General features: G+C 55.7%; 21 protein-coding genes and 1 pseudogene. 13 read left to right on the top strand and 9 right to left on the bottom strand.

Translation table 11 applies throughout. The annotated features are described in order from the left end of the window. Nucleotides 1–7: 7 nt before the first annotated feature. Together yrfG and ACT3RR_RS12880 are read right to left on the bottom strand one after the other, a co-directional pair. Nucleotides 8–712 (bottom strand): GMP/IMP nucleotidase, encoded by a 705-nt coding sequence (gene yrfG / locus ACT3RR_RS12875; RefSeq protein WP_496200448.1) that lies wholly within the window; start codon nt 710–712, stop codon nt 8–10. Between the two features lie 155 nt (nt 713–867). Then, nucleotides 868–3,015, bottom strand: coding sequence for an intracellular growth attenuator family protein (locus ACT3RR_RS12880; RefSeq protein ID WP_353503602.1), 2,148 nt, complete (start codon nt 3,013–3,015; stop codon nt 868–870). 475 nt (nt 3,016–3,490) lie between these two features. On the opposite strand from ACT3RR_RS12880, the gene nudE reads away from it, so the two are divergent. Next, nucleotides 3,491–4,048 carry an ADP compounds hydrolase NudE gene (nudE, locus tag ACT3RR_RS12885; protein WP_353503601.1) on the top strand — a complete coding sequence of 186 codons (558 nt, stop codon included), beginning with the start codon at nt 3,491–3,493 and terminating at the stop codon, nt 4,046–4,048. A gap of 99 nt (nt 4,049–4,147) precedes the next feature. Here nudE and mrcA read toward each other — a convergent pair whose 3' ends face one another. Beyond that, nucleotides 4,148–6,703, bottom strand: coding sequence for a peptidoglycan glycosyltransferase/peptidoglycan DD-transpeptidase MrcA (mrcA, locus tag ACT3RR_RS12890; RefSeq protein ID WP_353503600.1), 2,556 nt, complete (start codon nt 6,701–6,703; stop codon nt 4,148–4,150). A gap of 121 nt (nt 6,704–6,824) precedes the next feature. Here mrcA and pilM point away from each other — a divergent pair, with 121 nt between their 5' ends. The 11 genes and pseudogenes from pilM (at nt 6,825) to trpS (ending at nt 16,959) form a co-directional block, all read left to right on the top strand. Then, the gene (gene pilM, locus ACT3RR_RS12895) at nt 6,825–7,685 is read left to right on the top strand and encodes a pilus assembly protein PilM (protein WP_353503599.1); all 861 of its coding nucleotides are present in this window, start codon (nt 6,825–6,827) and stop codon (nt 7,683–7,685) included. Continuing rightward, complete coding sequence (locus ACT3RR_RS12900; RefSeq protein WP_496200449.1) at nt 7,673–8,218, top strand: PilN domain-containing protein; 546 nt, start codon at nt 7,673–7,675, stop codon at nt 8,216–8,218. The genes pilM and ACT3RR_RS12900 overlap by 13 nt, the downstream gene beginning before the upstream one ends. A 15-nt stretch (nt 8,219–8,233) precedes the next feature. Beyond that, entirely contained in the window at nt 8,234–9,097 is an 864-nt protein-coding gene (locus ACT3RR_RS12905) for a hypothetical protein (RefSeq protein WP_496200450.1), read from the top strand. A gap of 37 nt (nt 9,098–9,134) precedes the next feature. Further along, on the top strand, nt 9,135–10,406 hold the full coding sequence (hofQ, locus tag ACT3RR_RS12910; RefSeq protein ID WP_396131881.1) for a DNA uptake porin HofQ: 1,272 nt from the start codon (nt 9,135–9,137) through the stop codon (nt 10,404–10,406). A 344-nt stretch (nt 10,407–10,750) separates the two neighbouring features. After that, nucleotides 10,751–11,272, top strand: a complete 522-nt coding sequence (gene aroK / locus ACT3RR_RS12915) for a shikimate kinase AroK (protein ID WP_034793822.1) — start codon at nt 10,751–10,753, stop codon at nt 11,270–11,272. 57 nt (nt 11,273–11,329) lie between these two features. Then, entirely contained in the window at nt 11,330–12,412 is a 1,083-nt protein-coding gene (aroB, locus tag ACT3RR_RS12920; protein ID WP_034793819.1) for a 3-dehydroquinate synthase, read from the top strand. A gap of 141 nt (nt 12,413–12,553) precedes the next feature. Then, nucleotides 12,554–13,594 carry an SPOR domain-containing protein gene (locus tag ACT3RR_RS12925; protein WP_496200451.1) on the top strand — a complete coding sequence of 347 codons (1,041 nt, stop codon included), beginning with the start codon at nt 12,554–12,556 and terminating at the stop codon, nt 13,592–13,594. A gap of 80 nt (nt 13,595–13,674) precedes the next feature. After that, nucleotides 13,675–14,487 (top strand): adenine-specific DNA-methyltransferase, encoded by an 813-nt coding sequence (gene dam / locus ACT3RR_RS12930; protein ID WP_496200452.1) that lies wholly within the window; start codon nt 13,675–13,677, stop codon nt 14,485–14,487. Between the two features lie 61 nt (nt 14,488–14,548). Then, nucleotides 14,549–15,238 carry a ribulose-phosphate 3-epimerase gene (rpe, locus tag ACT3RR_RS12935; protein WP_100936412.1) on the top strand — a complete coding sequence of 230 codons (690 nt, stop codon included), beginning with the start codon at nt 14,549–14,551 and terminating at the stop codon, nt 15,236–15,238. Then, a pseudogene (locus ACT3RR_RS12940) lies at nt 15,231–15,943 on the top strand (phosphoglycolate phosphatase). The gene rpe and the pseudogene ACT3RR_RS12940 overlap by 8 nt, the downstream one beginning before the upstream one ends. A gap of 2 nt (nt 15,944–15,945) precedes the next feature. Then, nucleotides 15,946–16,959 carry a tryptophan--tRNA ligase gene (trpS, locus tag ACT3RR_RS12945; protein ID WP_496200453.1) on the top strand — a complete coding sequence of 338 codons (1,014 nt, stop codon included), beginning with the start codon at nt 15,946–15,948 and terminating at the stop codon, nt 16,957–16,959. 57 nt (nt 16,960–17,016) lie between these two features. Here the strand turns inward: trpS and ACT3RR_RS12950 are convergent, their stop codons facing one another. The 5 genes from ACT3RR_RS12950 to nirB all read right to left on the bottom strand — a co-directional run bounded on the left by ACT3RR_RS12950 (nt 17,017) and on the right by nirB (nt 24,409). Continuing rightward, entirely contained in the window at nt 17,017–18,729 is a 1,713-nt protein-coding gene (locus tag ACT3RR_RS12950) for a ShlB/FhaC/HecB family hemolysin secretion/activation protein (protein WP_496200454.1), read from the bottom strand. Nucleotides 18,730–18,837: 108 nt separating this feature from the next. Continuing rightward, the gene (locus ACT3RR_RS12955) at nt 18,838–20,001 is read right to left on the bottom strand and encodes a collagen-like triple helix repeat-containing protein (RefSeq protein WP_496200455.1); all 1,164 of its coding nucleotides are present in this window, start codon (nt 19,999–20,001) and stop codon (nt 18,838–18,840) included. Nucleotides 20,002–20,121: 120 nt separating this feature from the next. After that, nucleotides 20,122–21,519 carry a siroheme synthase CysG gene (gene cysG / locus ACT3RR_RS12960; RefSeq protein WP_496200456.1) on the bottom strand — a complete coding sequence of 466 codons (1,398 nt, stop codon included), beginning with the start codon at nt 21,517–21,519 and terminating at the stop codon, nt 20,122–20,124. 14 nt (nt 21,520–21,533) lie between these two features. Continuing rightward, nucleotides 21,534–21,860, bottom strand: a complete 327-nt coding sequence (gene nirD, locus ACT3RR_RS12965) for a nitrite reductase small subunit NirD (RefSeq protein WP_278877117.1) — start codon at nt 21,858–21,860, stop codon at nt 21,534–21,536. Then, nucleotides 21,857–24,409, bottom strand: coding sequence for a nitrite reductase large subunit NirB (nirB, locus tag ACT3RR_RS12970; RefSeq protein ID WP_496200457.1), 2,553 nt, complete (start codon nt 24,407–24,409; stop codon nt 21,857–21,859). The genes nirD and nirB overlap by 4 nt, the downstream gene beginning before the upstream one ends. Nucleotides 24,410–24,686: 277 nt before the next feature. Here nirB and ACT3RR_RS12975 point away from each other — a divergent pair, with 277 nt between their 5' ends. Further along, complete coding sequence (locus ACT3RR_RS12975) at nt 24,687–25,970, top strand: cytosine deaminase (protein WP_496200458.1); 1,284 nt, start codon at nt 24,687–24,689, stop codon at nt 25,968–25,970. Here ACT3RR_RS12975 and ACT3RR_RS12980 read toward each other — a convergent pair. Next, nucleotides 25,967–26,977 carry a LacI family DNA-binding transcriptional regulator gene (locus ACT3RR_RS12980; RefSeq protein ID WP_496200459.1) on the bottom strand — a complete coding sequence of 337 codons (1,011 nt, stop codon included), beginning with the start codon at nt 26,975–26,977 and terminating at the stop codon, nt 25,967–25,969. The two genes, ACT3RR_RS12975 and ACT3RR_RS12980, sit on opposite strands and share 4 nt — an antisense overlap. Nucleotides 26,978–26,988 lie beyond the last annotated feature (11 nt).

Here is a 26,988-nt window from a genome sequence, read left to right on the forward strand (position 1 = left end):
TTCTCCCCTAGGTCAGCAACGATCGGCTTTCCCGGCCTGTCACGGGCTGAATGGACGGCAGCAGGCTCAGGTAGTCACTGATCGAAGGATGGGCCTCAAACGCTTTGTTCGCCAGCGTAGAGTCGGGATTTTCTATACCCAGACAATAGCGGATACCAAAGGTTTTTGCCGCATTGAGGATGGGTTCTCCATCATCCACAAACAGGGTGCGCTGTGGATCAAAACCGGTTTTCTGCTGCACCGCCTGCCACAAACGCTGATCTTCCTTTGGATAACCAAATGTGTGGGTAGAAAGTAATAAATCAAGGTGCTGGTCCAAACCGGTGTGTTGGCACTTGACCTCAAGGCTGTGCGGATGGGCGTTGGTCAGCAAAATGGTCTGGCGGCCGCTGGCGCGTAAATGCTGCAAAAAGGGCAGGGTGTCGTCGCGCAGGCGCGCCCTGTGGCCGACCTCGGTGGTCATCTGGTAAATATCCAGATCCAGCTTGTTGCACCAATAGTCAAAGCAGTACCAGTTCATGGTGTGCTGGACAGCAAGGTATTCGGCGTGAATATATTGCCGCGCTTCTTCGAAACTCAGGCTGCGCTGTTGGCTCAGCGCCTGCGGGACATCTTGCAGCCAAAACTGGCTGTCGAAGGCGAGATCCAACAGCGTGCCGTCCATGTCCAGCAGCAGGGTATCAATGTTATTCCAGTCAAACTCCGGTGGCATACAGGCTCCATATCTCCACGGTGAACGACTTGAGTGCCGTTGCTGGGAGAGAAATATTATAAAGGGCAGAGGAAAGCGGCAGGGTAGCACATCCTTCCCTCACGCCGCCGAGGCTGGCGTGAGGGAAGTCAGGTGTTCATTGTAACCTGAAAAGATTAATTCAGCGTGTGAGGCGCGGGCGTTACGATGGTCGGATTGAAGCAGTTGTTGTAGTAGTGCTGGATGTCATTCATCCGATGTTTGTCTTTCAACATGCGTTTTGCCAACAGCACGGCGTTCACCACTAAGCAAACCACTAACAGAATCAACAACAAGCTGGTGCCCAAATAGCGCCATAGCGTCGAGATATCCGGCTCGCTGTGCAGTGAAATATGCCGCGTGCCGTTGGCGTCAACGTTGATGCTGGTGATCACTCCTTGGGCAGTGAATGGCGTATGCAGCAGCATGGAAGAGAGATTCTGCAACTGTTTCCACTGGTTTAACGGGCTATAGGCATAGAGGGAAACCGGCGGGGCAGGCTGGTCGACCAACTGTTTGCCTTCATCATTGCTGATTAAGAAGCCGCCCGGCGGTGGGCTATTGAGCGCCTGTGCCGCGCGGCGTGTTTCCAGCGCGAAGAATGACGAAGTGGCGGTATTCACCAGTTCGCTCAGCGACTGGGCGCTTACCGGGCGTAGTAACACGTTCATGCCTTTCAGGGTGCCAGATTTGGCGCGCTTAACCAGCGTTGCCCAGTTGTCGGCATTGCCCAGATTAACCAGCGCGTTTTTCAGCCGCACACAATCATCGCTGTTACTGCACAATGTCTGCGTTTTCAACACGATATCTGAGAAGTCGTCCAGCAGGATCATGCCCGATTTTTCAATCGCGGTGGCGAGCTGTGGGTTGATGTTCTGCTCGGTGCCACTGTCGTTTGGATGCAGCTGAGTATTCACCGTGGTGAGCAGCGCGGTGGCAGCGTCGATGGATTCTGATTCCGGTATTGGCAGCGGCGCGGCTTCGTTCCAGTAAATGCCAGAGCAGTCAAATGGCATGAAGCTGGTCGGCGCGGCGCGGGCGCTCTCTGGCGGCACATAGCACATGCCGGTGCCCTGAACTTTTAGCGTGTCGCCAACCCGCAGCGGCGTTTTCTCCAGCGCTTGCACGCTGTTAACCTGGGTGCTCTGCGCGCCTTGCAGCCACGCGACGCTGAGTTTCAGAGGTAATCCGAGTGGGACATAAATCAGCAAAACCAGCAGTAGCACCAAGGCACTGGCAGCCAGCACCAGATTCTTACCCCACTGTTGCAGCGGGAAATTTTTCACTTCGTCATGCAGCGACAGGTAACTGCCCTGACGCACCACTTGGCTGTTCATATAGACTTCAACATCGGTCGGCTGACCCAGATCGCGGGCAATGAACGGCTGCCAGTGCGGCGGATAGATCAGGTCTACCGCGCCCAAAGAAATATTGCTGATATCACCCTGTTTCGACTCGCCAAACAGGCCCCAGCGCTTAGGCTGGCCGCGCAGACAGTGGATCTCTTTGCGATGCTTGCCCAGGCGTTCAGCCAAGTAGCGCCAGCTTACCCAACCCGCCAGCACTACCGCCAGAGCCAGCGTCCACGGCAGGATCACCGCCGGTCCTACCAGAGTAATAAACAGCAGCAGCATAATGGCCGAGATAGCAATGGCTTCGCGCACGCCGTTGGAGCGCGTCAGGGCGTGCTCTTCGCGGGTTTCATGGCGAACTTTGACCAACTGAATGTGTTCACTCTCTTCATGGCGAATCGAGGCGTTTTGCGGAGGAGTCGGGATAACGGAAGGGGCCGGGGCCGAGCGTTCGTAAATATGATTGACCAGCGAATGGCCGTTGAGCGAGATAACCAAGGGGACAGTCTGGGTTTTAATCAGCTCAACGTGGTTTTCCTGCGCGATGTACTGTTCCCAAAACGGCGGCAGATGCACTTCGGTCGTTTCGAGGAAATATCGCCATTTATTGGGATCTTCGCTGGCGACGCCGTAACGGGTGATCGCCCGCGTGACCGCGTAGACGTTTTCACTTTTGGCGGTGAGCGTCAGTTTATCTCGCAAAACCATCAGGTTACTGCGATGAGTAATTGGCGTTTGGCTCAGTTTTTCGTGTTGACGCAAATATTGCTCGACGGCATCTCTTTCATGCTGCGTAAGCTTGCGCTGATTGGGTTTGCTGAAATGCACGGTTGAAGATGCAGTATTGCGACGTCGGACGATAAACCAGAAGAATACGCCTGCGGCAATTGCGGTGATACACAATAAGAATAGTGTCACGATTACTGTGCTCATCCGATCCCCTGATTAAGATGATTTGTATCAACACGCTGTGAATTCATAAGTGCAAATAGTCTATCAAAACAAAGATTTAACAATGAAATCCATCAGCACGATTTAAAACTGTGCCGGGAAGGATTAATTCATGGGTTGTTTTTAGCGGCTCTCTTTTGTGAGCCGAATGTGGCGTATACCGCCTACTTATCACGTAAAAACAGCCACTTTGGATCATACCAATATTCTTAACGAAGCGGGTATCGGTATAATCCTATTTTTATGCGTCGTGCTTTTTGTTAATGGGTGTTTATATAAATTGCGACGTAAATCACCTAGTTATTTCTGCGAAATTGTTCAGCTTTGTTGAGGTTGCCGAATTTATGTCGCACAAATATTGCGATGAAGGTTCGCATTAACGCACAATGCCATCAAGTGACAATGAACTGAAACCCATTGCGACACCGTGTCAGGTGAACAATAAATTGGGGAAACCATGGATAAGCACCTGCAAAAACCTGAGATTCTAAAAGTGGAGACTGTTGCCAGCTCTCGCTTATTTACTATCGAATCCGTCGATCTCTCCTTCAGTAATGGCGTGCAGCGCGTGTATGAGCGTATGCGCCCCTCTAATCGCGAAGCAGTGCTGATTGTGCCAGTTATCGGCGATGATCTGCTGCTGATTCACGAGTACGCCGTGGGTATCGACAGCTATGAGCTGGGTTTTCCAAAAGGACTGATTGATCCGGGCGAAACGGTATTTGAAGCCGCCAACCGTGAGCTGATGGAAGAGGTGGGCTACGGGGCTAACCAGTTAGAGTTTCTCTCGAAGCTGACCATGGCACCCTCTTATTTCTCCAGCCGGATGAATATCGTGATTGCCAAAGGGTTGTACCCGCAAAGTTTGGAAGGCGATGAGCCGGAGCCTTTGCCGCAAACGCGCTGGCCGATTGCCCGCATGCTGGAACTGCTGAAAGAGCCTGATTTCAATGAAGCGCGTAACGTCAGCGCGCTGTTCCTCGCTCACGATTTCCTGACGCGAAACGCGATGTAAGCCGCTGACTTTACTTAGCCGCTTTCTCCCAGCAATAGACATAAAAAAAGCCGGTCATGCATGATGCAGACCGGCTTTTTTGTTTCAGGCGTTAGGCCATTAGAACAGCTCGTGTTCCTGACCGTTGTCCATGATCGTTGTCCCCACCTCGTGCACGGCGTGCTCGGTTGGCTGGGTTCCTTCGATAAAGTACTCAGGACGGCTGGCACCGCCGCCATCAGACAGTTTGCCCGTCTGCTTGTCGATAGTGACGGTCACGATACCCGGCGGAGGTGTCTGCTTCTGCACAGGTACGCCTTCCAGCACGGCTTTCATGTAGTCATCCCACGCTGGCTGAGCACTCTTCGCGCCGCCTTCCGCCCCTGAGATCTGGTCAGGAATCGCGCCAGAAGCCGTGGTGCGGCCGAGGTCGCGACGGTGATCGTCAAAACCAATCCACACTGAGGTTACAACATCCGGGCCATAGCCAGAGAACCAGGCATCTTTTGAGCTGTTGGTTGTACCGGTTTTACCGCCAATGTCGTTACGCTTCAGGTCACGACCCGCGCGCCAGCCGGTGCCCATCCAACCTGGTTCACCAAAGATATTGGTGTTCAGCGCATCGCTGATCAGGAAGGAGAGCGGGGTGCTGATCACGTGCGGCGCATACTGGTCTTCACCCGCAGGCTGTTGGCCTGCTGGGACTTGCTCCAGTTTTGGCATCGGCACGCTGTTGTTGTTATTGCCTTCGCTGGAAACCGCCACGTTTTCGACGTTGTCGTCAGATAGCACGGCTGATTTCTGCGTGTCGCCGTAAATCACCGGAATATTACAGGTGCGGCAGGCAATTTTTGGTTTCGCTTCAAACTGGACCTGACCTGACTCATCAACGATTTTGGTGATGAAGTAAGGGTCAACCAGATAACCGCCGTTGGTCAGAGCCGCATAGCCACGAACCACCTGCAACGGAGTGAAGGAAGCAGAACCCAGCGCCAGCGACTCGGAGTGAACGATATTGGCCGCCGGGAACCCAAAGCGCAGCAGGTATTCCGCCGCGTAGTCCACGCCCATTGCACGCATCGCACGCACCATGACCACGTTCTTAGACTCACCCAGACCCTGACGCAGGCGGATCGGCCCAGCATAGGTTGGAGGGGAGTTCTTCGGACGCCAATCTTGACCGGCACCGGCATCCCAACGAGTGATAGGCATGTCGTTAAGAATGGTTGCCAGCGTCAGGCCCTTGTCCATCGCCGCGGTATACAGGAACGGCTTGATGTTCGAACCTAACTGGCGCAGAGCCTGCGTCGCACGGTTGAACTTGCTCTGGTTGAAGTCAAAACCGCCGACCAGCGCTTCAACAGCACCGGTATTCGGGTTGAGGGAGACCAGCGCCGAGTTGACATCAGGAACCTGCGCCAACCACCAAACGTCACCGACTTTACGCACCCAAATCTGCTGGCCCGGCTGCACCACGTCAGAGACTTTCTTCGGCGTCGGGCCTTGGCTGTTGTCAGTACGGTAAGGACGCGCCCAGCGCATGCCGCTAAACGGCAGAGAAATCACCGCGCGGTTGGCCATGGTCGCCGTTGCCTGCTCGCCGTCAACCTGAGTCACTACGGCTGGGAACAGCGGGCCGTAGACTGGCAGGGTTTTCAGCGACTGAACGATTTTCTGCTCATCCCACGGCGTTTCACCCACTTTCCACAATTGGTTCGATGGGCCGCGATAGCCGTGGCGCATGTCATAGTTCAGCACGTTGGTGCGCACGGCCTCTTGCGCCGCCAACTGGGTTTTCTTGGTGATGGTGGTGTAAACCATGTAGCCGTCGTTATAGGCGTTGTCGCCATAACGTTTCACCATTTCCTGACGAACCATCTCGGTCAGGTAAGGGGCTGAAAACTCAATGTGCGGGGCGTGGTAATTGGCAACCAGTGGCTCAGCGCGAGCCTGATCGTACTGGGCCTGCGTGATGTATTTCTCATCCAGCATACGGGCCAGAACGGTATTACGACGGGCCAACGAGCGATCGTGAGAATAGAGCGGGTTGAAGGTTGATGGCGCTTTTGGCAGACCGGCAATCACTGCCATCTCACTCAACGTCAGCTGATTCACCTCTTTGCCAAAATAGACCTGTGCCGCAGCGCCCACGCCGTAAGCGCGATAGCCCAGATAAATCTTGTTCAAATAAAGCTCAAGGATCTCATCCTTGTTCATCATTTGTTCAATGCGGATAGCCAGAAACGCTTCTTTGATTTTACGGGTCAAGGTGCGTTCAGGGCTTAAGAAGAAGTTACGCGCCAGCTGCTGAGTAATGGTACTCGCACCTTGGGACGCATGGCCGGAGACCAGCGCCACGGAAGCCGCACGGAAAATACCGATAGGGTCAACGCCATGGTGCTCGTAGAAACGGCTGTCCTCCGTCGCAATAAAGGCATGCACCAGCTCCGGTGGGATCTGGTCGAGTTTCAGCGGGATACGACGTTTTTCACCGTACTGGGCGATCAAATCGCCGTCAGCACTATAAACCTGCATAGGTGTTTGCAAGCGCACGTCTTTAAGCGTGGCAACGTCAGGAAGCTGTGGCTCGATATATTTGTACAAGCCAAATATCGAGGCTGCTCCCAGCAAAATGCAACACACTGCAAGAATCAAAAAATACTTTACGAACTTCACCTGAGATTTCCCATTTAGTGGCAATTGGGCAGTTTATAAACAACCGCGCGGTAGTATAAAGGCAAGCCTACGACATGGATACGTTCTTTTATGAACTTGACGATATGGAGATCAGACGCAAATGCGATCACAAGCATGGCAGGTAGGCCTGGATATTCAAGCTGGTTTTGCCCGAGCGATCGCCGTCCAACGGCGACATTACGGTTGGCAACTGAGGCAGTGGTGGGAGCATCCTCTGCCCCCACTTTCTTTACGCGGGGGGATTTTACATGAGACCACGGCGCTTTCAGCTATTTTATCGAATTGGCGCAGCACCCTTCCTGTAAAAATTTCGTTGCGAATTTGCCTTCCTGCTCATCGGGTTATGCAGCACAGCCTCCCCCAGCCTGATGTCCGGCTGTCTGGCGCCGCACGCAGCGCTTTTATCTTTGCCAGTGGAGCAAAACACTTCCCGCTCAGCGTTGAGCAACTGGTGATGGACTACCGCGCCGCGCCGATGGACGCGCAAAACATCATTGTCACGGCGGCCCGCCGCGAAGAGCTGCAGCAGTGGCAGCGTTTTCTGGCTGCATCTCATCTCACGCCGGAAGTGGTGGAGCTGGCGCCCTGTGCTCTGCAATTGGCGGCAAGCGTCGCGGGGGAAAGCGCGGAAAAACTGCTGCTGCACCGGCTTGATGAAGGCTGGCTGTGGGCGTCGCCACACGGGCTGCCTTTCCAATTTGGCGTGTTTGACGCGCAGGAAGTCAAAGATATCAGCCAACTCGCTAGTCTGGCAAAAGAGCAGTACCGGGCCGCAAAACTCTGCGATGAACAGCTGCTGTTCAGCAGTCCGAGGGTTGAAGAGTTGCCGCAAGGTGTCGGCTCTTGGTCGCCTTTTCGCGCATTGACCCAGTTTTCCCCGCCGCTGCCCGCTAATCCTGCGGCATTCGCGCTGGCGATGGGCTTAGCCCTTAGAGCGAGGGATAACGGATGTTGCAGGTAAATTTACTGCCCTGGCGCGCCCAACAGAGGCAACAGCAACAACGCTTTTGGCTCTTCCTCACGGTGCTGACCCTGATGTTGACTCTGCTGGTGGCGGCAGTGGGGTGGTGGCTTGTCCAGCGTGATCTGGCTGAGCAGAGGGTGGCGGCGCAACAGTTGAGTGAGTGGCAAAAACGTTTAGGCACCCAGCTTAAGAAGGTGGATGTGGCCCGGCTGCAATTACAGTCGCTACAGCTAACCGCCAGCCAGCGCCAGCAGCGCTACGAGAAGAATGCCTCTTATCTGCAACTGCTCGGGCTATTGTCGCAGCATATTCCCGACGGCCTGTGGCTCACTCAGCTTAACGAGGGCGCGAGCGGCGTGCTCAGACTACAAGGCGAGTCAAGGGTTTATCACAGCGTGATGGCTTTCTCTCAGGCATTGAGGGAGGAGCTGCTACTCGCCGATGTCCGGCTGCTGGATATGCAGCGCCAGCCCAATCACAACCTGCAGTTCTTGATGCAGCTGCGCCTTGCGGTTCCGCAACGCGACTAAATAAAGGAGAAGGTGATGAACCACGCCTTACTCAGTGCCTTTGACCGCGCGCTGGACCAGCCGGTTTGGAATCGAATACTTATGCTGGCCCTGCTCAGCGGCGCGTGCGGCGCACTCCTCTACTTCTTGCTGTTGAGCTCCTCTTTGCAGCAACGCCAGGAAGGGCAACAGCAAAACGCTGACTTACAGCAGGCAATCTTACAGCAACAGACCAACTTGCTGACTCAGCCCGCGCTGGCGGTGCTTTTGCAGCAACAAAGGCCGCTTCTTGCCAGCCGCGAGTTTCAACCTATTACCCTGTTAGAGCAGATAACCGCGCCACTGCGCGAGTCGAAAAGCATCTTAGTTAAATGGCTGCCAGAGGAGAGTGGCGTTTCCCCCCCGCAAGATGAACCCGAAGCGGAGCGGGGCAGTTTGTCGGTAAAGGCCAGCTTTAACGACCTAATGAGGCTGATGAGTGAGCTGGCCGATGGTCCAAACTCGCCGAGCTTAGATCAGTTAAATCTGCAGGCAGGGAGCGGGCAACTGGATGTCAGGTTCTCTTTAACCGCAGAAAGTTTTAAACCCAAGGCGCTAACAGGGATGAAGAGCTGGGAGAACATCGTTCGCGATCCCTTCGCTGCCGCGACATCAGCCTCCTGCCTGGACCCGGTTCACAGCTTTAAGGGGGTGCTGCTGGCGGGGATTATCGGCAGCGGCGAGCAGCGCCAGGGATGGCTGATGTGGCCGGGCGCGGGTTGGCAAAAGGCTTCGCCCGGATGGCGCGACGGCGCGTCGGGCTGGCAGGTGGATGCTGTCACGCCGGGCAGCGTGCTGTTTGATTTAGACCATCCGCCCTGCGCCACACAACGATTTAAGCTTCAGTTAGGCAGCCAGTAAAGCTGCCGCTCATTCTATGCCAAGGAAAGGAATAATAATGAATCGAGTAAAAGGCGTTCTTGGAATGACATTCCTCTGTTTCGCGCTATTTATCAGTTTGTGGAGCCGGGCGAGCGCCGCTGCGCCCATTACGCTGGAATTTCAAAACGCACCGCTGACCGTCATCCTGCAAGCGTTGGCAGATCATCAGCAAATGAACCTGGTCACTGCGCCGGGTGTGCAGGGGAATTTAAGCGTCAGGCTGGCCGACGTCCCCTGGCAGCAGGCGCTGGATATTATTTTGCAGATGGGCAAGGTCAGCAGCCATCGGCAGGGAAACGTGTTGATGGTTACACCTACTCCCGATCCCGCGCTGCTGCGCCTCAAGAGGGAAGAAGAGAGCGAAAATGAGCTGCGCCAAAGGCCGCTCATCAGCATGACGCTGCCTCTACATTATGCCGACGCGACGGAGACGGCGGCGAGCCTGAATGCGCAGAAAGGCTCGCTGCTCTCAGAAAGGGGGCGGGCATCGGCGGATATTCGCACCAACACGATTTTGATTCGCGACACCCAGCAAGCGCTGGACACCGTCGCACCCTGGGTCAGGGAGATGGATTTGCCTTTGCAGCAGGTGCAGTTGGCGGCGCACATTGTCACCATGAACAGCGAAAGCCTGCGCGAACTCGGGGTGCGCTGGGGGTTTAGCGGCGACGCTGCCGTCACCAAGTCGGTCAGGATGAATAGCTTCAATATGGGGTTGCCGGTGGATAATCCGGCCTTTACTGCGGGGTTCAATCTGGCGCACATCAGCGGCCGGATACTGGATTTGGAGCTGACCGCGCTGGAGCAGGAAAATCAGGTGGATATCATCGCCAGCCCGCGCCTGCTGACAGCCCACATGCAAACCGCCAGCATCAAGCAGGGAAGTGAGATCCCATACCAAGTCTCCAGCGGCGGCCGGGGGCGCACGTCTATTGAATTCAAAGAGGCCGTGTTGGGCATGGAGGTGACGCCTAAAATTCAGCGCAACGGCAATATCACCCTGGCCTTACACATCAGCCAAAATATGCCGGGCAAAACGGTGAAACAGGCCGAGGGCGAGGCGCTGGCCATTGATAAACAAGAGATAAAAACTCAAGTCACTGTTAAAGACGGCGAAACCGTGGTGCTGGGGGGCATTTTCCAACGACACAATCAGAGCGCGCAAAACAAAGTTCCTCTGCTTGGCGACATCCCGGTGGTGGGATCTTTATTCAAACATCAGGCAAAAAACCAGAAACGACGCGAACTGGTGATTTTTATTACTCCCACCTTAATTAACAGCCAATAGGTACCCGTTGCTATAATAAAAACAGAGAAATAGTGCTGAGCTTATACAACTTTTTGCGTCCTGAAAGGCTTCTGAGTTTGACGCTGCCGTCGATTTAGCTTACAAGGGTTACCGAATTGAGCACCGTGATTTTTAATGACTGCTGACACGCCGATAAAAAACGTACGGTTTCCCTCCCGCGGCGCGCGATGCGATTTATTCGGTTGCCAAACTACCAAGAGTGTTGAGATAATTTTTGTCTGATCTCGCACTATCGCTCATGAGGTTTCAGTTTAGGTCCCGCCGCTAATTTGATTGGCGGGGCGGGTTATCATCAACGAATTGTCTTAGTAATACCGAAAAACATGGCAGAGAAACGCAATATCTTTCTGGTTGGGCCTATGGGTGCCGGCAAAAGCACTATTGGTCGACAGTTAGCTCAGCAACTCAATATGGAGTTTTTCGACTCCGATCACGAAATTGAGCGACGTACCGGGGCTGATGTAGGCTGGGTATTTGATTTAGAAGGCGAAGACGGATTCCGCGACCGCGAAGAAAAAGTGATCAACGAACTCACAGAAAAACAAGGCATCGTTCTGGCGACCGGTGGGGGTTCTGTTAAATCACGCGAAACCCGCAACCGTTTATCAGCGCGTGGCGTTGTCGTCTATCTTGAAACTACCATCGAAAAACAATTGGCGCGTACACAACGCGACAAAAAACGTCCATTGTTACAGGTGAGTTCACCTCCACGCGAAGTGCTTGAAGCACTGGCGAAAGAACGTAACCCACTGTACGAAGAAATTGCGGATGTGACTATCCGTACTGATGATCAAAGCGCCAAGGTCGTTGCTAACCAAATCATTAACATGTTGGAAAGCAATTAATTTTTGGCATTCTGTTATTGCCTGAAGGTGTAAGTTAAGAAGGTCACTGAGCGCGAAATGGAGAGGATTACCGTAACCTTAGGGGAGCGTAGCTACCCAATTACGATTGCTGCCGGATTGTTCCACGATCCGGCTTCTTTTATGCCTGTAAAGGCAGGTGATCAGGTCATGCTGGTGACAAACCAGACTCTGGCACCTCTCTATCTGGACTCTGTTCGTTCAGTGCTGGAGCAGGCAGGCGTTCGTGTTGATCAGGTGATACTGCCTGATGGTGAACAATACAAATCCCTGTCTGTTCTTAATGATGTTTTCTCAGCCCTGCTGGAAAAACCTCATGGTCGCGATACCACGCTTATTGCCCTTGGTGGCGGCGTGGTGGGCGACTTGACCGGCTTTGCTGCCGCCAGTTATCAGCGTGGGGTACGCTTTATTCAGGTGCCTACCACGTTGCTATCTCAGGTCGATTCTTCCGTTGGTGGCAAAACTGCCGTCAACCATCCGCTGGGCAAAAACATGATCGGCGCGTTCTATCAACCCGCTTCGGTTGTGGTCGATCTCGACTGCCTGCGTACCCTGCCTGCCCGTGAGATGTCCTCCGGTCTGGCTGAGGTCATAAAATACGGCATTATTCTTGATGCCGACTTCTTCGATTGGCTTGAAGACAATATGGATGCCCTGTTAGCGCTGGATATGAACGCGCTGGCTTACTGTATCCGTCGTTGCTGCGAGATCAAAGCTGACGTGGTTGCCGCCGACGAGCGCGAAAGTGGTATGCGCGCTTTGCTCAATCTTGGCCATACTTACGGGCATGCGATTGAAGCTGAAATGGGTTACGGCAACTGGTTGCACGGTGAAGCCGTCGCGGCTGGCATGGTCATGGCGTGTTATACCGCGCATCGTTTAGGCCAATTTACTCTGGCTGACATTGCCCGAGTGAAAAATCTGCTCGTGCGTGCCGGACTGCCGGTTACCGGTCCTCAGGAAATGCCTGCTGAAGCCTATTTGCCGCACATGATGCGCGACAAGAAAGTCTTGGCAGGTGAGCTGCGTCTGGTGTTGCCGAAAGCGATTGGTCAGTCTGAAGTTCGCTCCGGTGTGTCTCATGAAATGGTGCTGGCATCGATTGAGGATTGTCGGTAACGCCTCTGCCTGTGTGCTGCGTGTCACAGGCTTGCGCCTACCCTTTACCCCTTTGCCAGCAAAGCGTTATATTTATCAGTCAGGATAGTTGCTCCGCATAAGGTCGCATTTGCTGGCCTTTAGCCGGGTTGGAGGTTTTAGATGGATGATTTAACACCGGAAGACGATCTCAAGCCAGACACAAGCGATCGCCGCCCAACGCGCTCACGCAAACCGCCTTCTTCTGGACCTAAACTTGCCGTATCACGCCAACATGTGATGATTGGTGTCGGCATTCTGGTACTGCTGTTACTGATTGTCGGTATTGGTTCTGCCCTCAAAGCCCCAACCAAGCATGAAGCTTCGCAAGTCAATAATGGACCGAAAGACATCAACTTGTCGGGTTCAGGCAATGACGCAGCGGCGCCGACTCAGCCTACTGAGCAAGCTCAACAAAATGCAGCCTCCGCGAGCGGTGACGCACAGCCGAAAAGTATCGGCCTGCCTCCTATTTCCTCTACGCCAACTGAAGCTCAGCCTCAGCCCGATAACGGCCAGGCCAAAGAGCGTGTTGATTTGCCGGGAGATATGTCTGACGCGCTCTCTTCTCAGCAAGGTCAGGTTAACTCTGCCGCGCAGGATGGCATTAACGCCGGAGCACAGTCGCTGACTTCATTGCCGACAGCGCCAGCCACCGTTGATGGTGCTGCCAAAGGCACTGCGCCAGTCGCGCCGCGTAACACGCAGCAGCAGACTACGCACAAAGCTGCGCAGCCAAAAGCCACGCACACTGCGCCAGCCCATGCCAATAAGCCTGCGGCTAGCAAGCCAGCGGCGACTAAACCGGCAGCGACAGCGTCTCATCCGGCGAAAGAAACAACTAAACCTGTTGCCACGGCCAGTGCGCCAGCGACGGGCAGCGGCGGCGCGATTAAATCCGCACCGGGCAGCCACTTTACGTTGCAGCTGAGCGGGGCTTCACAGTCCAACTCCCTGAACGCCTTCGCTAAACAGCAGGGCCTGAAAAACTATCTGGTTTATCAGACTTCGCGTGATGGTAAGCCTTGGTATGTTCTGGTGAGCGGCAACTATGCTTCTTCTGCAGAAGCTAAGAGCGCAATTTCTCGTTTGCCAGCTGAAGTTCAAGCCAAAAAACCGTGGGTTAAGCCTGTACATCAAGTACAGCAAGACCTGAAAAAATGAATCTGATCTCAACGCGATTTGCTGTCTAAAAACAGGGTACAATCCGCGGCTGTGAATTGTATAAGTAGCTAACTGACGGCATGAAGAAAAACCGCGCTTTTTTGAAATGGGCTGGTGGCAAATACCCGCTGGTCGATGACATCAAACGTCATCTTCCAGCAGGTGATTGTTTAATAGAGCCTTTTGTTGGTGCGGGGTCGGTGTTTCTTAACACCGACTATAAATCGTACATTCTGGCTGACATCAACAGCGACCTGATTAACCTCTACAACATTGTTAAATCGCGTACCGCAGAATTCGTGCGCGATGCTCGCGTGCTTTTCTCTCCTGAATTCAACCAATCAGAACGTTTCTACGCCTTGAGAGAAGAATTCAACCTGACGAGTGATATCTACCGTCGCTCGGTGTTGTTCCTGTATCTCAACCGCCATTGTTACAACGGGCTGTGTCGCTATAATCTTAGCGGTGCGTTCAATGTGCCTTTTGGTCGTTATAAGAAGCCCTATTTCCCGGAAGCGGAACTCTACTGGTTTGCCGAAAAAGCACAGAATGCACAGTTTGTTTGCGAGCATTACCAGCCAACTCTGCTGAAGGCGGTTTCCGGATCGGTGGTGTATTGTGACCCTCCGTACGCGCCGTTATCGGCCACGGCTAATTTTACGGCTTACCATACCAACAGTTTCAGCATGGCAGATCAGCAGAATCTGGCCCGTCTGGCGCATCAGTTATCTTCAGAGCGCGACGTGCCGGTGTTGATCTCCAACCATGAAACGCCACTCACGTTGGAGTGGTACGCCGGAGCGAAGCTGCATCGGGTTTCTGCCCGCCGGACTATCAGCAGCAATGTATCGCAACGCAGTAAAGTGAATGAGCTGTTAGCGCTTTATCGCTGATCTTTCTCGTTGATATAAAACCGATTATTTCTGTAAACCTATAAGTAGTTTGGAGAAGCGGATGAAAAAGTTTTTAATTGCCCCATCTATTCTTTCGGCTGACTTTGCGCGTTTGGGCGAAGACACTGTGAAAGCACTGGAAGCTGGCGGTGACGTCGTTCACTTTGACGTCATGGATAACCACTACGTGCCTAACCTGACCATCGGACCTTTGGTCTGCCAGTCGCTGCATAATTACCTACAGAAATCCGGCATCAACGCGCCAATTGATGTTCACCTGATGGTTAAGCCAGTTGATCGCCTGATCCCTGACTTTGCCGCGGCCGGTGCCACTTATATCTCTTTCCATCCGGAAGCGTCTGAGCACGTCGACCGCACTATCCAGCTGATCAAAGAGCACGGCTGTAAAGCCGGTCTGGTGTTCAACCCGGCGACCTCTCTGAGCTACCTCGATTACGTGATGGACAAACTCGACGTGATCCTGCTGATGTCCGTCAACCCAGGCTTCGGCGGCCAGTCGTTTATTCCGGGCACCCTCGACAAACTGCGCCAGGTGCGCAAACTGATCGACGACAGCGGCTATGACATCCGTTTGGAAATTGACGGTGGCGTGAAAGCTGAAAACATTGGTGAGATTGCCGCAGCGGGCGCTGACATGTTTGTCGCCGGTTCTGCCATCTTCAACCAGCCTGACTACCGCACGGTGATTGACCATATGCGCAGCGAACTGGCGAAGGTTTCCCATGACTGATTCTCTGCCCGCAGGCGTTATGACACTTAAAGGCGCTGCTTTTGATCTCGACGGCACCTTGGTAGACAGCGCGCCGGGACTGGCAGATGCGGTAGATATGGCCCTGAAAGATATGGGTTTACCCGCTGCTGGCGTTGAGCGTATCAGCACCTGGATTGGCAACGGCGCTGATGTCATGGTGGAACGCGCCGTGCGCTGGGCCGAGGGAGATATGTCTCCTGCGGCTTTGCAGTGTGTGCGGGATAAATTCGACCACTACTACGCCGACACCGCCGCCGGTGGCAGCCGCCTCTACCCACAGGTTAAAGAGACACTGGCCGCCTTGCACGCGCAGGGCCTGCCGTTGGGTCTTATCACCAACAAGCCGACGCCGTTTGTCGCGCCACTGCTGGCATCGCTGGGCATCGAAAGCTATTTTTCGGTGGTGATCGGCGGTGATGATGTTGTACAAAAGAAACCGCACCCCGCGCCGATTTACCTGATGCTAGCGCAGCTTGGTTTACGCGCTAGCGAACTGGTTTTTGTCGGGGATTCGCGTAATGATATTCAGGCGGCTCAGGCTGCCGGTTGCCGCTGCGTTGGTTTAACGTACGGCTACAACTACGGTGAAAGCATCGCGCTGAGCAAGCCCGACAGCGTGTTGGACCATTTCGCCGACCTCTTGCCCACTTTTGGGCTGTTATCTTAAAAGATCAGGAAGCATAAAAATGAGTAAACCCATCGTATTTAGTGGTGCACAGCCCTCAGGTGAACTGACCATTGGCAACTACATGGGTGCGCTGCGTCAGTGGGTTAAGTTGCAGGACGATTACGAGTGCATCTACTGCATCGTCGACCTGCATGCGATCACCGTGCGTCAAGACCCTGCGCAGCTGCGCAAGGCGACGCTCGACACGTTAGCGCTGTACTTGGCCTGCGGCATTGACCCGCAAAAAAGTACCATTTTTGTGCAATCCCACGTTCCTGAACATACGCAGCTGAGTTGGGCACTCAACTGCTATACCTACTTCGGTGAACTGGGTCGTATGACTCAATTTAAAGATAAATCAACCCGTTATGAGAATGAAAATGCCAGTATCACGGCAGGTTTATTCGATTATCCGGTGTTGATGGCCGCCGATATCCTGTTGTACCAGACCAATCAGGTGCCAGTAGGGGAAGACCAGAAACAGCATCTGGAGCTGAGCCGCGATATTGCCAACCGTTTTAACGCGCTGTACGGCGACGTGTTCACCGTTCCAGAACCGTTTATTCCTAAGTCCGGCGCGCGCGTGATGTCTCTGCAAGAGCCGACCAAGAAGATGTCCAAGTCTGACGATAACCGCAACAACGTTATCGGCCTGCTGGAAGATCCAAAAGCGGTAACCAAAAAAATCAAACGCGCGATGACGGACTCCGAAGAGCCGCCTGTCGTGCGTTATGACCTGACGACGAAAGCGGGTGTTTCTAACCTGCTGGATATCCTCTCTGGCGTGACCGGCAAAAGCATCCCAGAGCTGGAAGCTGAGTTCGAAGGCCAGATGTATGGTCATCTGAAAGGCGCGGTGGCTGAAGCCGTTTCAGGTATGCTGACCGAGCTGCAAGAGCGTTATCACCGTTTCCGTAATGACGAAGCCTTGTTGCAGCAAATCATGCGTGACGGTGCTGAAAAAGCCCGCGCCCGAGCCAAGTCTACGCTGGCAAAAGTGTATGAAGCCATTGGCTTTGTTGCCGCGCCGTAAGCATTAGGCTCGAGCAATAAAAAACCACGCCTCGGCGTGGTTTTTTATGTCTGTGCATCAAGAGCCCGAGTTGAAATTGTAGGTGAATGTCGCGTTGTAGCGCCATGCGCGCTGGTCGCTGTCTATCGGTGTATCGCCAATCGGTCGCGCCGCTTCGACTGAAATCGAGTAGTGGCGGTTATCGCTAAAAGTCACGCCGAGGGCGTAAGACGACAGCTTTTGCTTGGCGATGCCAGCCTGATTAAACCCGGCGCGTGCGGCGTCCACTACCGCGTAAGGCTGGATGGTTTTCAGCCATTTCCCCTGTTCGAGATTGTGCATGTAGCGCATCTCCACCTGCCCGCCGACGCCGTAATCGCCGGAGGCATCACTGTCCGGATAGCCCCGACCATAATGTGTCGCCCCGAAGTTGACGCGCTCCGGCTCCGGCAAATCATTATCTGTCCAGTCACCCTCCACCGAGGCACTCAGTCGCCATTTCTGGTCGAATAGATAGGCCGTGTCGCCGTTAAATTTCCAGCGAGTAAAGCCGAGATCGGCATTCGGCGTATTGTTGCTGGCCCCTAAGGCGTCGATGCCTTGGCGTACATTGAAGCGCGCATTCCAGTAAGCCTTATCGTATTCGCGGTAGCCGGTGAGGGTGAGATCCGCCGCCGGGTAGCGGACGTGCTGATTGACATCAGGGAGCTGGATTTGCTGGCCCGCGCGCATCGCCCACAGGTCGTAGTCATATTTCTTGTCGAGATAATCCAGCCCGCCGCTGAGGGTCCACTGCCGTTTGCGGGTTAATTCCAGCGGATAGCTGAATACCACGCCGCCATTATATTGGGTTTGCTTATTCTTCGCGCCAATACTGATGTCGTCCGGCAGGGTAAATAAAGTGCTGTAATTCTTATCTTTCTGCTGATAGTAGCTGCCTTTGAGCTGCATCAGCAGGCCGTCGTCACCGAGATACTGCTGGTAGTTCAGGCCGAGATAGGTTTTGCGCGTGTCACCGCCGAGCGGCACCAGCGTTGCCACGCCAAGCTGCTCGCCGTAGGGGGTTAAGCCGCTGAGGGTCGCGTTAACGATAGCCAGATTTTGGCCTTTGCGTGTGTCGGCGCTGGTGATGACATTCCAGTTGTGGGGGCGCTGGGCGTCCACATTGAGCGTGGTGGCGCCGTAGATATTGTTGGGGTTATTGGCCGACGCGCTGACCTTAGTGTCCGGCGTGCGGTTCATCAGCAGGGTGTAGCGTTCGAAAGTGTCCTGCGTGAGCGGCTTTTCCGCCATCATTGGCTGCGCTAGTTTGCTCAGCCAGCGACCGATTTGCACATTGTCACTGCGGATCTGCGTCGAGGCGATGTAGCCCTCCACCAGCCCGACTTTCACCGTGCCGTCGTGGAAATTGTCCACCGGTAAATAGGCGTAAGAGAGCACGTAGCCATCGTGTTTATAGCGCTGAGTGATGGTGTCGGCGGCGGCCAGCAGCTGTGACAGCGGCACCTTTTCGCCAATATAAGGGGCGAAAGGCTTGCTGAGGGAGTCCAGCGCGTAGCGCGTGCCGCCGACAAACTGAATATGCTTCACCTCCACCAGCGTTTGCGGCGTGAAAGAAGGCGTCGGGCTGGGTGTCGTGACGCTAATTTTTTGCGATTTTACCGGAGCTTGGGACAGAGGGCGCGCGAGTTTGGCTGGGTTATTCGGGTCGATAAGCGTGGGGAGCATGTCAGCCGAGGTATAGCCGATGACAGTGCCGAATAACACCACTATGCAGGATTTTGTTTTCATAAACATTCCTTTGGTCGCATAGATTGAAAGGTAAACGCTGTGCTTTAGCTCACTCCCTGTGGTGCACAGGGAGTGTTTTTATGATGTCGAAATGAATGAAGTGAGTGATTATTTCTTAGTATCGAGTTTGGCGGTCAGGCCGGAAGTCAGGCCGCCCACCGTGGTGCTGACGTTGGTCAGCAGGCCACCAGATTGGGATGCCGACGCTGACGCGCCCGCTGAGATCCCCCCGGAGCTGGTCGTGCTGTTACTGGCCGGAACCACCAGCGCGCCGGTGCCAGAAACGGCTTTACCGGTATCTTGTACCGCCGTCCCCAAGCCAGATAACGCCGGAGTATTCGCCGAGAGTTGGGTGCCCGCTGAGGTTACCGCGCCACCCACCTGAGTCACCAATCCGTTGACCGGTGTGCCGAGGCCGGTTGCGCCGCCGACGTTCTGGGTAACTCCCTGAACATTCGCCACCACCGGGGTAACTATGCCCGTCGTGGCGGTGGTGACATTAGACAGTGCGCCCGTTTGCAAATTGCTCGCCAGCCCGTTGCCGGTATTGGTGGTCAACTTGCCGACGTCATTCACCAAACCACCGGCCGTGCCCGTTACTCCACCTATAGGCGTTGACGCGCCGTTGGTCGCCAGCGAAGTGCCTAAGCCGCTCACGCCAGTGCCCAGATCGGCCACGGCTTTTGGAATGCCTGCGGCGGTGGTGCCGATGGCATTAGGATTGGTGCCTAACTGGCCGACGCCATTTTGAATACCGCCGCCGACGTCGGAGACGGCCTTGCCGGTGCTATCGACAATAGTGACCACACCAGAGCCGACCAACGGCACGTTGCCGACAGGGGCTTGGCTGGCGATACTGCTAACTTGAGTGCCGAGGCCGCTCACCGCGCCGCCGGCATTACTGAGGATGGTGCCAGTGGTCAGGGTGGTGGACGGCGTTCCGCTACCTGAACCACTTCCAGAGCCAGAGCCAGAGCCTGATCCGCTGCCGTTTCCATTACCCGAGCCGTTACCCGCCGTAACCCCGCCGTCGCCGGTGGTGGTTGTCCCTGTTCCTGTGCCACTCCCTGTGGTGGTCGATCCATTACCCGCCGTTGTTCCATCACTTCCTGACGTTGAACCATCACCGGTCGTTGCTGCGCCCGTGGTGGAGGTTTTTGCAGTGGTTGATGAACCGCCTCCGCCACTTCCGCTGCATGCAGCGAGGGACAGGGCGACCAGAATAGCTAATGCGATCTTGCTGACATTACCGACGTGAATATATGGGCGCATGGTTGGCCCCTCCACAGAGAAGACGCCAGAGTTGGCGTACTTAAAGTTTAAGTGGAAGGTGCTGAATATTCCATTTGGTGAAGGGTTAAATTTTATACAGACGCGACACAGATCTAAAATTCAGTCCATATATTCTGTGATGGGTGTTTCGCTGGCAAACCAATTCAATTGGTTACGCAAACTGACCACTGAGCCAACGATAATTAAACTTGGACTTTCCACCTGCTTGGCAAGCTGGCTGAGGGAGGACAATTCGCCGGTGATCACCCGTTGGCGCTGGGTGGTGCCATTTTCCACCAGCGCGACCGGCGTGGTGGCCGCGAGGCCGTTTTTCAGCAGGTTGGCCTGAATATCTGCCGCCTGCGTCAGCCCCATATAGAACACCAGCGTCTGCTGGCCCTGCGCCAGACAGGCCCAGTCGAGCTTGCCATCCTGCTTGGCGTGACCGGTTATTAGCCGGACACTTTGCGCGTGGTCACGGTGAGTCAGCGGAATACCGCTGTAGGCCGAACAGCCGGAGGCCGCCGTAATGCCTGGGACTACCGAGAAGGCGATGCCTTCGGCTTTCAGTGCCTCCAGCTCTTCACCGCCGCGCCCGAAGATAAACGGGTCACCGCCTTTTAGCCGCACCACGCGTTTACCCAGCCTGGCCTGCTCGAGCAAAATATCGTTGATTCTCTCTTGCGGCACGCAGTGGTGCCCGGCGCGCTTGCCGACAAAAATCCGCTCGGCGTCGCGGCGTACCAGATTCAGCACGGCGTCAGACACCAGCCGGTCATACACCACCACGTCGGCCAGCTGCATCTGTTGCAAACCTTTTAGCGTCAGTAAACCGGCGTCTCCCGGCCCCGCGCCTACCAGCACCACTTCGCCATGATGCTCCACCGGCTGGCTAAATAGCTCTTCGATGTAGGCGTCGCTCTGCTGGGCATCATTGTTAGCCAGCGACTGTGCCAGGCGATGATGATTAAACAGCTTTTCCCACCAGCGGCGGCGCTGCGACATATCCTGAAAATGCGTTTTGACCCGCTGGCGCAGCTGCCCGGCTGTGTTTGCCAGTTTGCCGAGATGCTGAGGAAGAATCGCCTCCAGCCGTTCGCGCAGCAGGCGGGCCAACACGGGAGCATTGCCGCCGGAGGAGACGGCAATCATCAGCGGAGAACGGTCGATGATCGACGGCATGATGAAGCTGGCGCTTTCCGGCGCGTCCACCACGTTGCAGAACACTCGGCGCTGTTCTGCGGCTTGGCTCACTTGCTGATTAACCGCTTCGGAATCCGTCGCGGCGATCACCAGCCACTTTTCATCCACCAGCAGCGGCGAGAAAGGCCCGCGCAGCAGGCGCACTTTCCCTTCAGCTTGCCAGACGTCGAACTGCGCGCTAAAGCTCGTGGCGTTCACCCACAGGTCAGCCCCGGCGTCGAGCAGCAGACGCGCCTTGCGCTCCGCGACGTCTCCCGCCCCCACCAGCAGACAGGCTTTGTTGTGTAACTGGCAAAACAGCGGGAAATAGTCCATCGCGCGCGGCGCTCCTAAAGATTAATTTGCACGTTGCCGTCGCGGACTCGCGTCGGATAGGCGGTGATAGAATGGCTTTCATCTTCCATGCACAGCCCGTCCGTCAGGCGGAAGTGTTGCTTTTTCAGCGGGCTGGCGACCCACAGCTCGCCCTGATGCTCGGCGATGATGCCGCGCGACAATACGCTGGCTTGGGCGAAAGGGTCAATATTCGATAAAGCAAAAACCTGCTCATCGGCGCGCGGGCGGAATAGCGCCACTTGCTGTTCACCGGCCAGCGCACAAACGCCGCAGCCCGGCAGAATTTGTTCAACAGAACAGAGGGTTAGCCACTGGCTCATAATACTTCCTCCCCGGCGTCAATCAGGTTAACGGGAATACGTTCTTCAGGCCGCGCAGGGCGGTGTTGCTGGCGCTCGCCGACGAACTGCACGTTCGGGTCACGCTGCGCGCTATTGATGAAGTGGGCAAAGCGCGTCTGCGCCGCCGGGTCATTCAGCGTTTCCTGCCATTCGCAGACCGCCGAGTCGCGCAGGCGGGCGAGTTCCGCCTCCAGTTGCTCATTCAGGCCAAGCTTGTCGTCAATGATCACTTTGCGCAGGTAATCAATGCCGCCTTCGAGGCTCTCCAGCCAAACCGAGGTGCGTTGCAGCTTATCGGCGGTGCGGATGTAGAACATCATGAAGCGGTCGAGGTATTGCAGCAGTTGATCATTGTCTAAATCGGCTGCCAGCAAATCGCCGTGACGTGGCTTCATGCCGCCGTTGCCGCAGACATACAGGTTCCAGCCGTTTTCGGTGGCGATGATCCCCACGTCTTTGCCCTGAGCTTCTGAGCATTCACGGGTACAGCCCGAAACGCCGAATTTCATTTTGTGCGGGGTGCGGATGCCCTTGTAGCGGTTTTCCAGACTGATGCCGAAGCCCAAGCTGTCACCGACGCCAAATCGACACCAGGTGCTTCCTACGCAGGTTTTCGCCATGCGTAGTGCCTTGGCGTAGGCCTGGCCGGTTTCGAATCCGGCATTAATCAGCTTCTGCCAAATTGCCGGTAAATCGTCTTTCTGCGCGCCGAACATGCCGATGCGCTGTGAGCCGGTGATTTTGGTATAGAGGTTATATTCCGCGGCAATCTCGCCAATGGCTTGCAGGCCCTGCGGGGTAATTTCGCCGCCCGGCGAGCGCGGAATAACGGAGTAAGTGCCGTCTTTCTGCATGTTGGCGAGGAACACGTCGTTGGTGTCCTGAAGAGGCGCGTGCTGCGGTTTGAGCACGTAATCATTCCAGCAGGAGGCCAGCAGCGAGCCGACGGTCGGTTTACAAACTTCGCAGCCGTAGCCCTGACCATATTTCGCCAGCAGCTGCTCGAAGGACTTAATGCCTTCGACGCGGATCAGGTGGTAAAGCTCCTGACGCGAATAGGCGAAGTGCTCGCACAGGTGATGATTCACCTCTATGCCTTGCTTGCTCAGCTCGGCGTTCAGCACTTGGGTCACCAGCGGAATGCAGCCGCCGCAGCCGGTGCCGGCTTTGGTGGTGGATTTCAGCTCCGCCACCGTGTGGCAACCGCCCTGAACCGCTTTGATAATGTCGCCCTTGGTCACGTCGAAGCAGGAGCAGATTTGCGCGCTTTCCGGCAGGGCGTCGGTACCAATCACCGCGCCGCCGCTGCCCGCGTGGGCTGGCAGGATCAGCGCGTCCGGATTTTCCGGCAGTGGAATGCTGTTGAGCACCAATTGCAGCAGATTGCCGTAATCGCTGGTGTCGCCGACCAACACCGCGCCGAGCAGGGTTTTGTTATCTTCGCTGACCACCAGACGCTTGTATAAGGCTTTGCTTTCATCGAGATAGACGTAACTGCGTGCGCCCTCGGTGCGGGCATGGGCGTCGCCGATACCCGCCACGTCAACGCCCAGCAGCTTGAGCTTGGCGCTCATATCCGCGCCGGTGAACTGGTTTTCGCGGCCTAACAGATGGTCGGCGGTGACCTGAGCCATTTTATAGCCCGGCGCAACCAAGCCGAAGGTGCGCTGGTTCCACGAGGCGCATTCGCCGATGGCGTAGACATCCGCGTCGCTGGTCTGGCACTGGTCGTTGATCACAATGCCGCCGCGCGGCGCAATCTCTAAATCACACTGGCGCGCCAGCTTGTCCTGCGGGCGGATACCGGTGGAGAAGACGATGAAATCCACTTCCAGCGAGCTGCCGTCGGCGAAAGCCATGGTTTTGCGGGCGAACTGGCCGCCTTGGGAGATCTCTTTGGTGTTCTTCGCGGTATGAACTTGCACGCCCATGCTTTCGATTTTCTGCCGCAGCTGGTTGCCGCCCATCACGTCGAGCTGTTCGGCCATCAGGCCGGGGGCGAATTCAATTACATGGGTTTCGACGCCCAGATTTTTCAGCGCGCCTGCGGCTTCCAGCCCCAACAGGCCGCCGCCGACCACCGCGCCGCGCTTGCTGCGACGGGCGCAGGCTTCAATGGCGTGCAGGTCTTCAATGGTGCGATAGACGAAGCAGTCCTGGCCGTCAGACCCGGCAATCGGCGGCACCCACGGGTAGGAGCCGGTGGCGATCACCAGTTTGTCGTAATAGAGGGTGCGGCCGCTGCTGGAGTGAATCACCTTTTCGGCACGGTTCAGCGTGATAGCTCGCTCGCCGATCAGCACCTTAACGCCGTGCTTCTCGTAGAAGCCTTCGCGCACCAGAGATAACTCTTCGGCGGTGTGGTGGGAAAAATAGGAGGAAAGATGAACGCGGTCGTAGGCGACGCGCGGCTCTTCACAAAATACCGTGATATCGAACTGGCCCGGCTCGGCTTTATCCAATAAATCTTCAATAAAGCGATGGCCGACCATGCCGTTACCAATAATCGCCAGTCTGACTTTGCTCATGTTTGCCTCGGAATTGATTTCTATAGGCTCAACATAACGCGCGTGAAGTCGGGCACCTTGACGCAAATCAAGCCGCCTCCAATATACTCCCTAGGTGGTATTTTACTGATTTATATTGGTTTTTATGTAAGTGGACGATTTTAAATAGGTTTGTTGCCCGTGAAGCTCGGGGCGAGGGTTGGGTGAAATTTGCGCACTTGCTCAAGCAATAAGATTCCTAACCCGCAGGTTTGGGCTATTGTGGGCGAAGAACATCAAAATCTCAGCGAGGTAACAGGTGACTCAGACCAGTTTGCAGACTATCAAAAACGTTCGACTGCCTTACGCCGACGGGTTGTGGCAGATTCAAATCGAAGGCGGGCGCATTCGCCAAATCACCAGTCAGCCGCAGGGGACTGGGCAGACCGAGGGCGTGCTGGATGCTCAGGGCGGGCTGGCGATCCCGCCGTTTGTCGAACCGCATATTCATCTCGATACCACCCAGACTGCCGGGCAACCTGCTTGGAACCAGTCCGGCACCTTGTTCGAAGGCATTGAACGATGGGCCGAGCGCAAGGCGCAGCTGACTCACGAAGACGTTAAAGCGCGTGCGTGGCAGACCCTCAAGTGGCAGATTGCCAACGGCATTCAGCACGTGCGAACTCACGTGGATGTCTCTGACCCGACGCTGACCGCGCTGAAAGCCATGTTGGAAGTGAAGGCCGAAGTCGCGCCTTGGGTCGACGTACAGATTGTCGCTTTCCCACAGGAAGGCATCATGTCCTATCCCAATGGCGAAGCCTTGCTGGAAGAGGCGCTGAGGCTGGGGGCCGACGTGGTGGGGGCAATTCCGCACTTTGAATTCACCCGCGAGTATGGCGTGGAGTCGCTGCACAAGACCTTCGCGCTGGCGCAAAAGTACCACAAGCTGGTCGATGTGCACTGCGATGAAATCGATGACGAGCAGTCGCGCTTTGTGGAAACCGTCGCGGCTCTTGCCCTGCGCGAAAATATGGGCTCGCGTGTTACCGCCAGCCACACCACCGCGATGCACTCTTACAACGGGGCTTACACCTCGCGGCTGTTCCGCCTGCTGAAGATGTCCGGCATTAACTTTGTTGCCAACCCGCTGGTGAATATTCATCTGCAAGGGCGCTTTGACACTTACCCGAAACGTCGCGGCGTGACGCGGGTGAAAGAGATGCTCGACGCCGGGATTAACGTCTGTTTCGGCCACGATGACGTGTTCGACCCGTGGTATCCGCTGGGCACCGCTAACATGCTGCAAGTGCTGCACATGGGGCTGCATGTCTGCCAACTGATGGGCTACCAGCAGATTGACGATGGCCTGAAGTTAATCACCACTTACAGCGCCAAAACCCTGAATCTTCAAGGCTATAACTTGAAAAGTGGCAATGAAGCCAATCTGGTGATTCTCCCGGCTGAGAGCGGATTCGACGCGGTGCGCCGCCAGACGCCAGTGCGCTACTCCATCCGTCGCGGGGTGGTGATTGCCGAGACGCAGCCCGCGCAGACGGTGATCCATTTGCAGAAAACCGAGTCGGTCAACTTCAACAGTTAGACGGCCTGCGCGTCAGTGCGCGGTGGCGCGATAGAGTCGCGGCTGACGATTTTCGGTGGGAACTGCTGGTGGATGATATCGCCCTCGAGCGACAGTTCATCCAGCAGTAGCCGCGTGGCGAACTGCGCCATGTCGGTTATCGGGAAGTGCACGCTGGTCAGCGCCGGGCGCACAAACTCGGCGCGCTCGCCGCTGTCATAGCAAATCAGTGAAATATCTTCTGGCACCCGCAGGCGGTGTTCGCTGATCGCCAGCAGGGCGCCAATCGCCATATCCTCATTGCAGCAGTAAATCGCCGTTGGCTTCACCGGCTGGCGTAACAAGGTGTCGGTGTGGCGGAAGCCGCTGTCCAGTTTGTAATCCCCCTCCAACGTCGCTAAAGGCGCAATCCCCGCCTGCTGCATGGCGTCGGCGAAGCCTTGCCAGCGCAATTTGGCGGAGTGGCGCAGCAGCGGCCCACTGATGCAGGCTATTTGCCGATGACCGGCGTCGAGCAGCATCTGGGTGGCGATGCTGCTGGCGAGGGCGTGGTCGAAGCTGATGCAGCGAGATTCCAGTCCGGGCACCAGACGGTCGAGCAGCACGAAAGGATTGTTGTCGTGGGCCAGCTGTTTCAGGCGTTCATCGCTGATGTGGCGCACGTGCAGGATCAGGCCGTCACAGCGTAAGCCGAACAGCCGCGCAATGGCCTGCTGTTCGTTCTCCTCGCTATCACGCCCTTGAGTGACGACTAACTGCTTCCCCTGCGACTCGGCTTCGGTTTGCACCACGTCCATCAGTGCGCCAAAAAACGCACCGCGATAGGAGGTGGTGACTAACCCCAGTGTATGGCTTTGGCTCGACGCCAGCGCACGGGCCGCCGGATGCGGGCTGTAGCCCAACATCGCGATAGCCCGAACCACGATTTCACGCGTGGCTGCTTTGACCTTTTGGTCGCCATTCACCACCCGAGAAACGGTGGCCCGGGACACTCCGGCATAGGCTGCGACGTCTTCCAATGTCACCATACTGGCTCCTG

The sequence above is a fragment of the Ewingella sp. AOP8-B2-18 genome (assembly GCF_052376015.1).
Taxonomy (GTDB): domain Bacteria; phylum Pseudomonadota; class Gammaproteobacteria; order Enterobacterales; family Enterobacteriaceae; genus Ewingella; species Ewingella allii.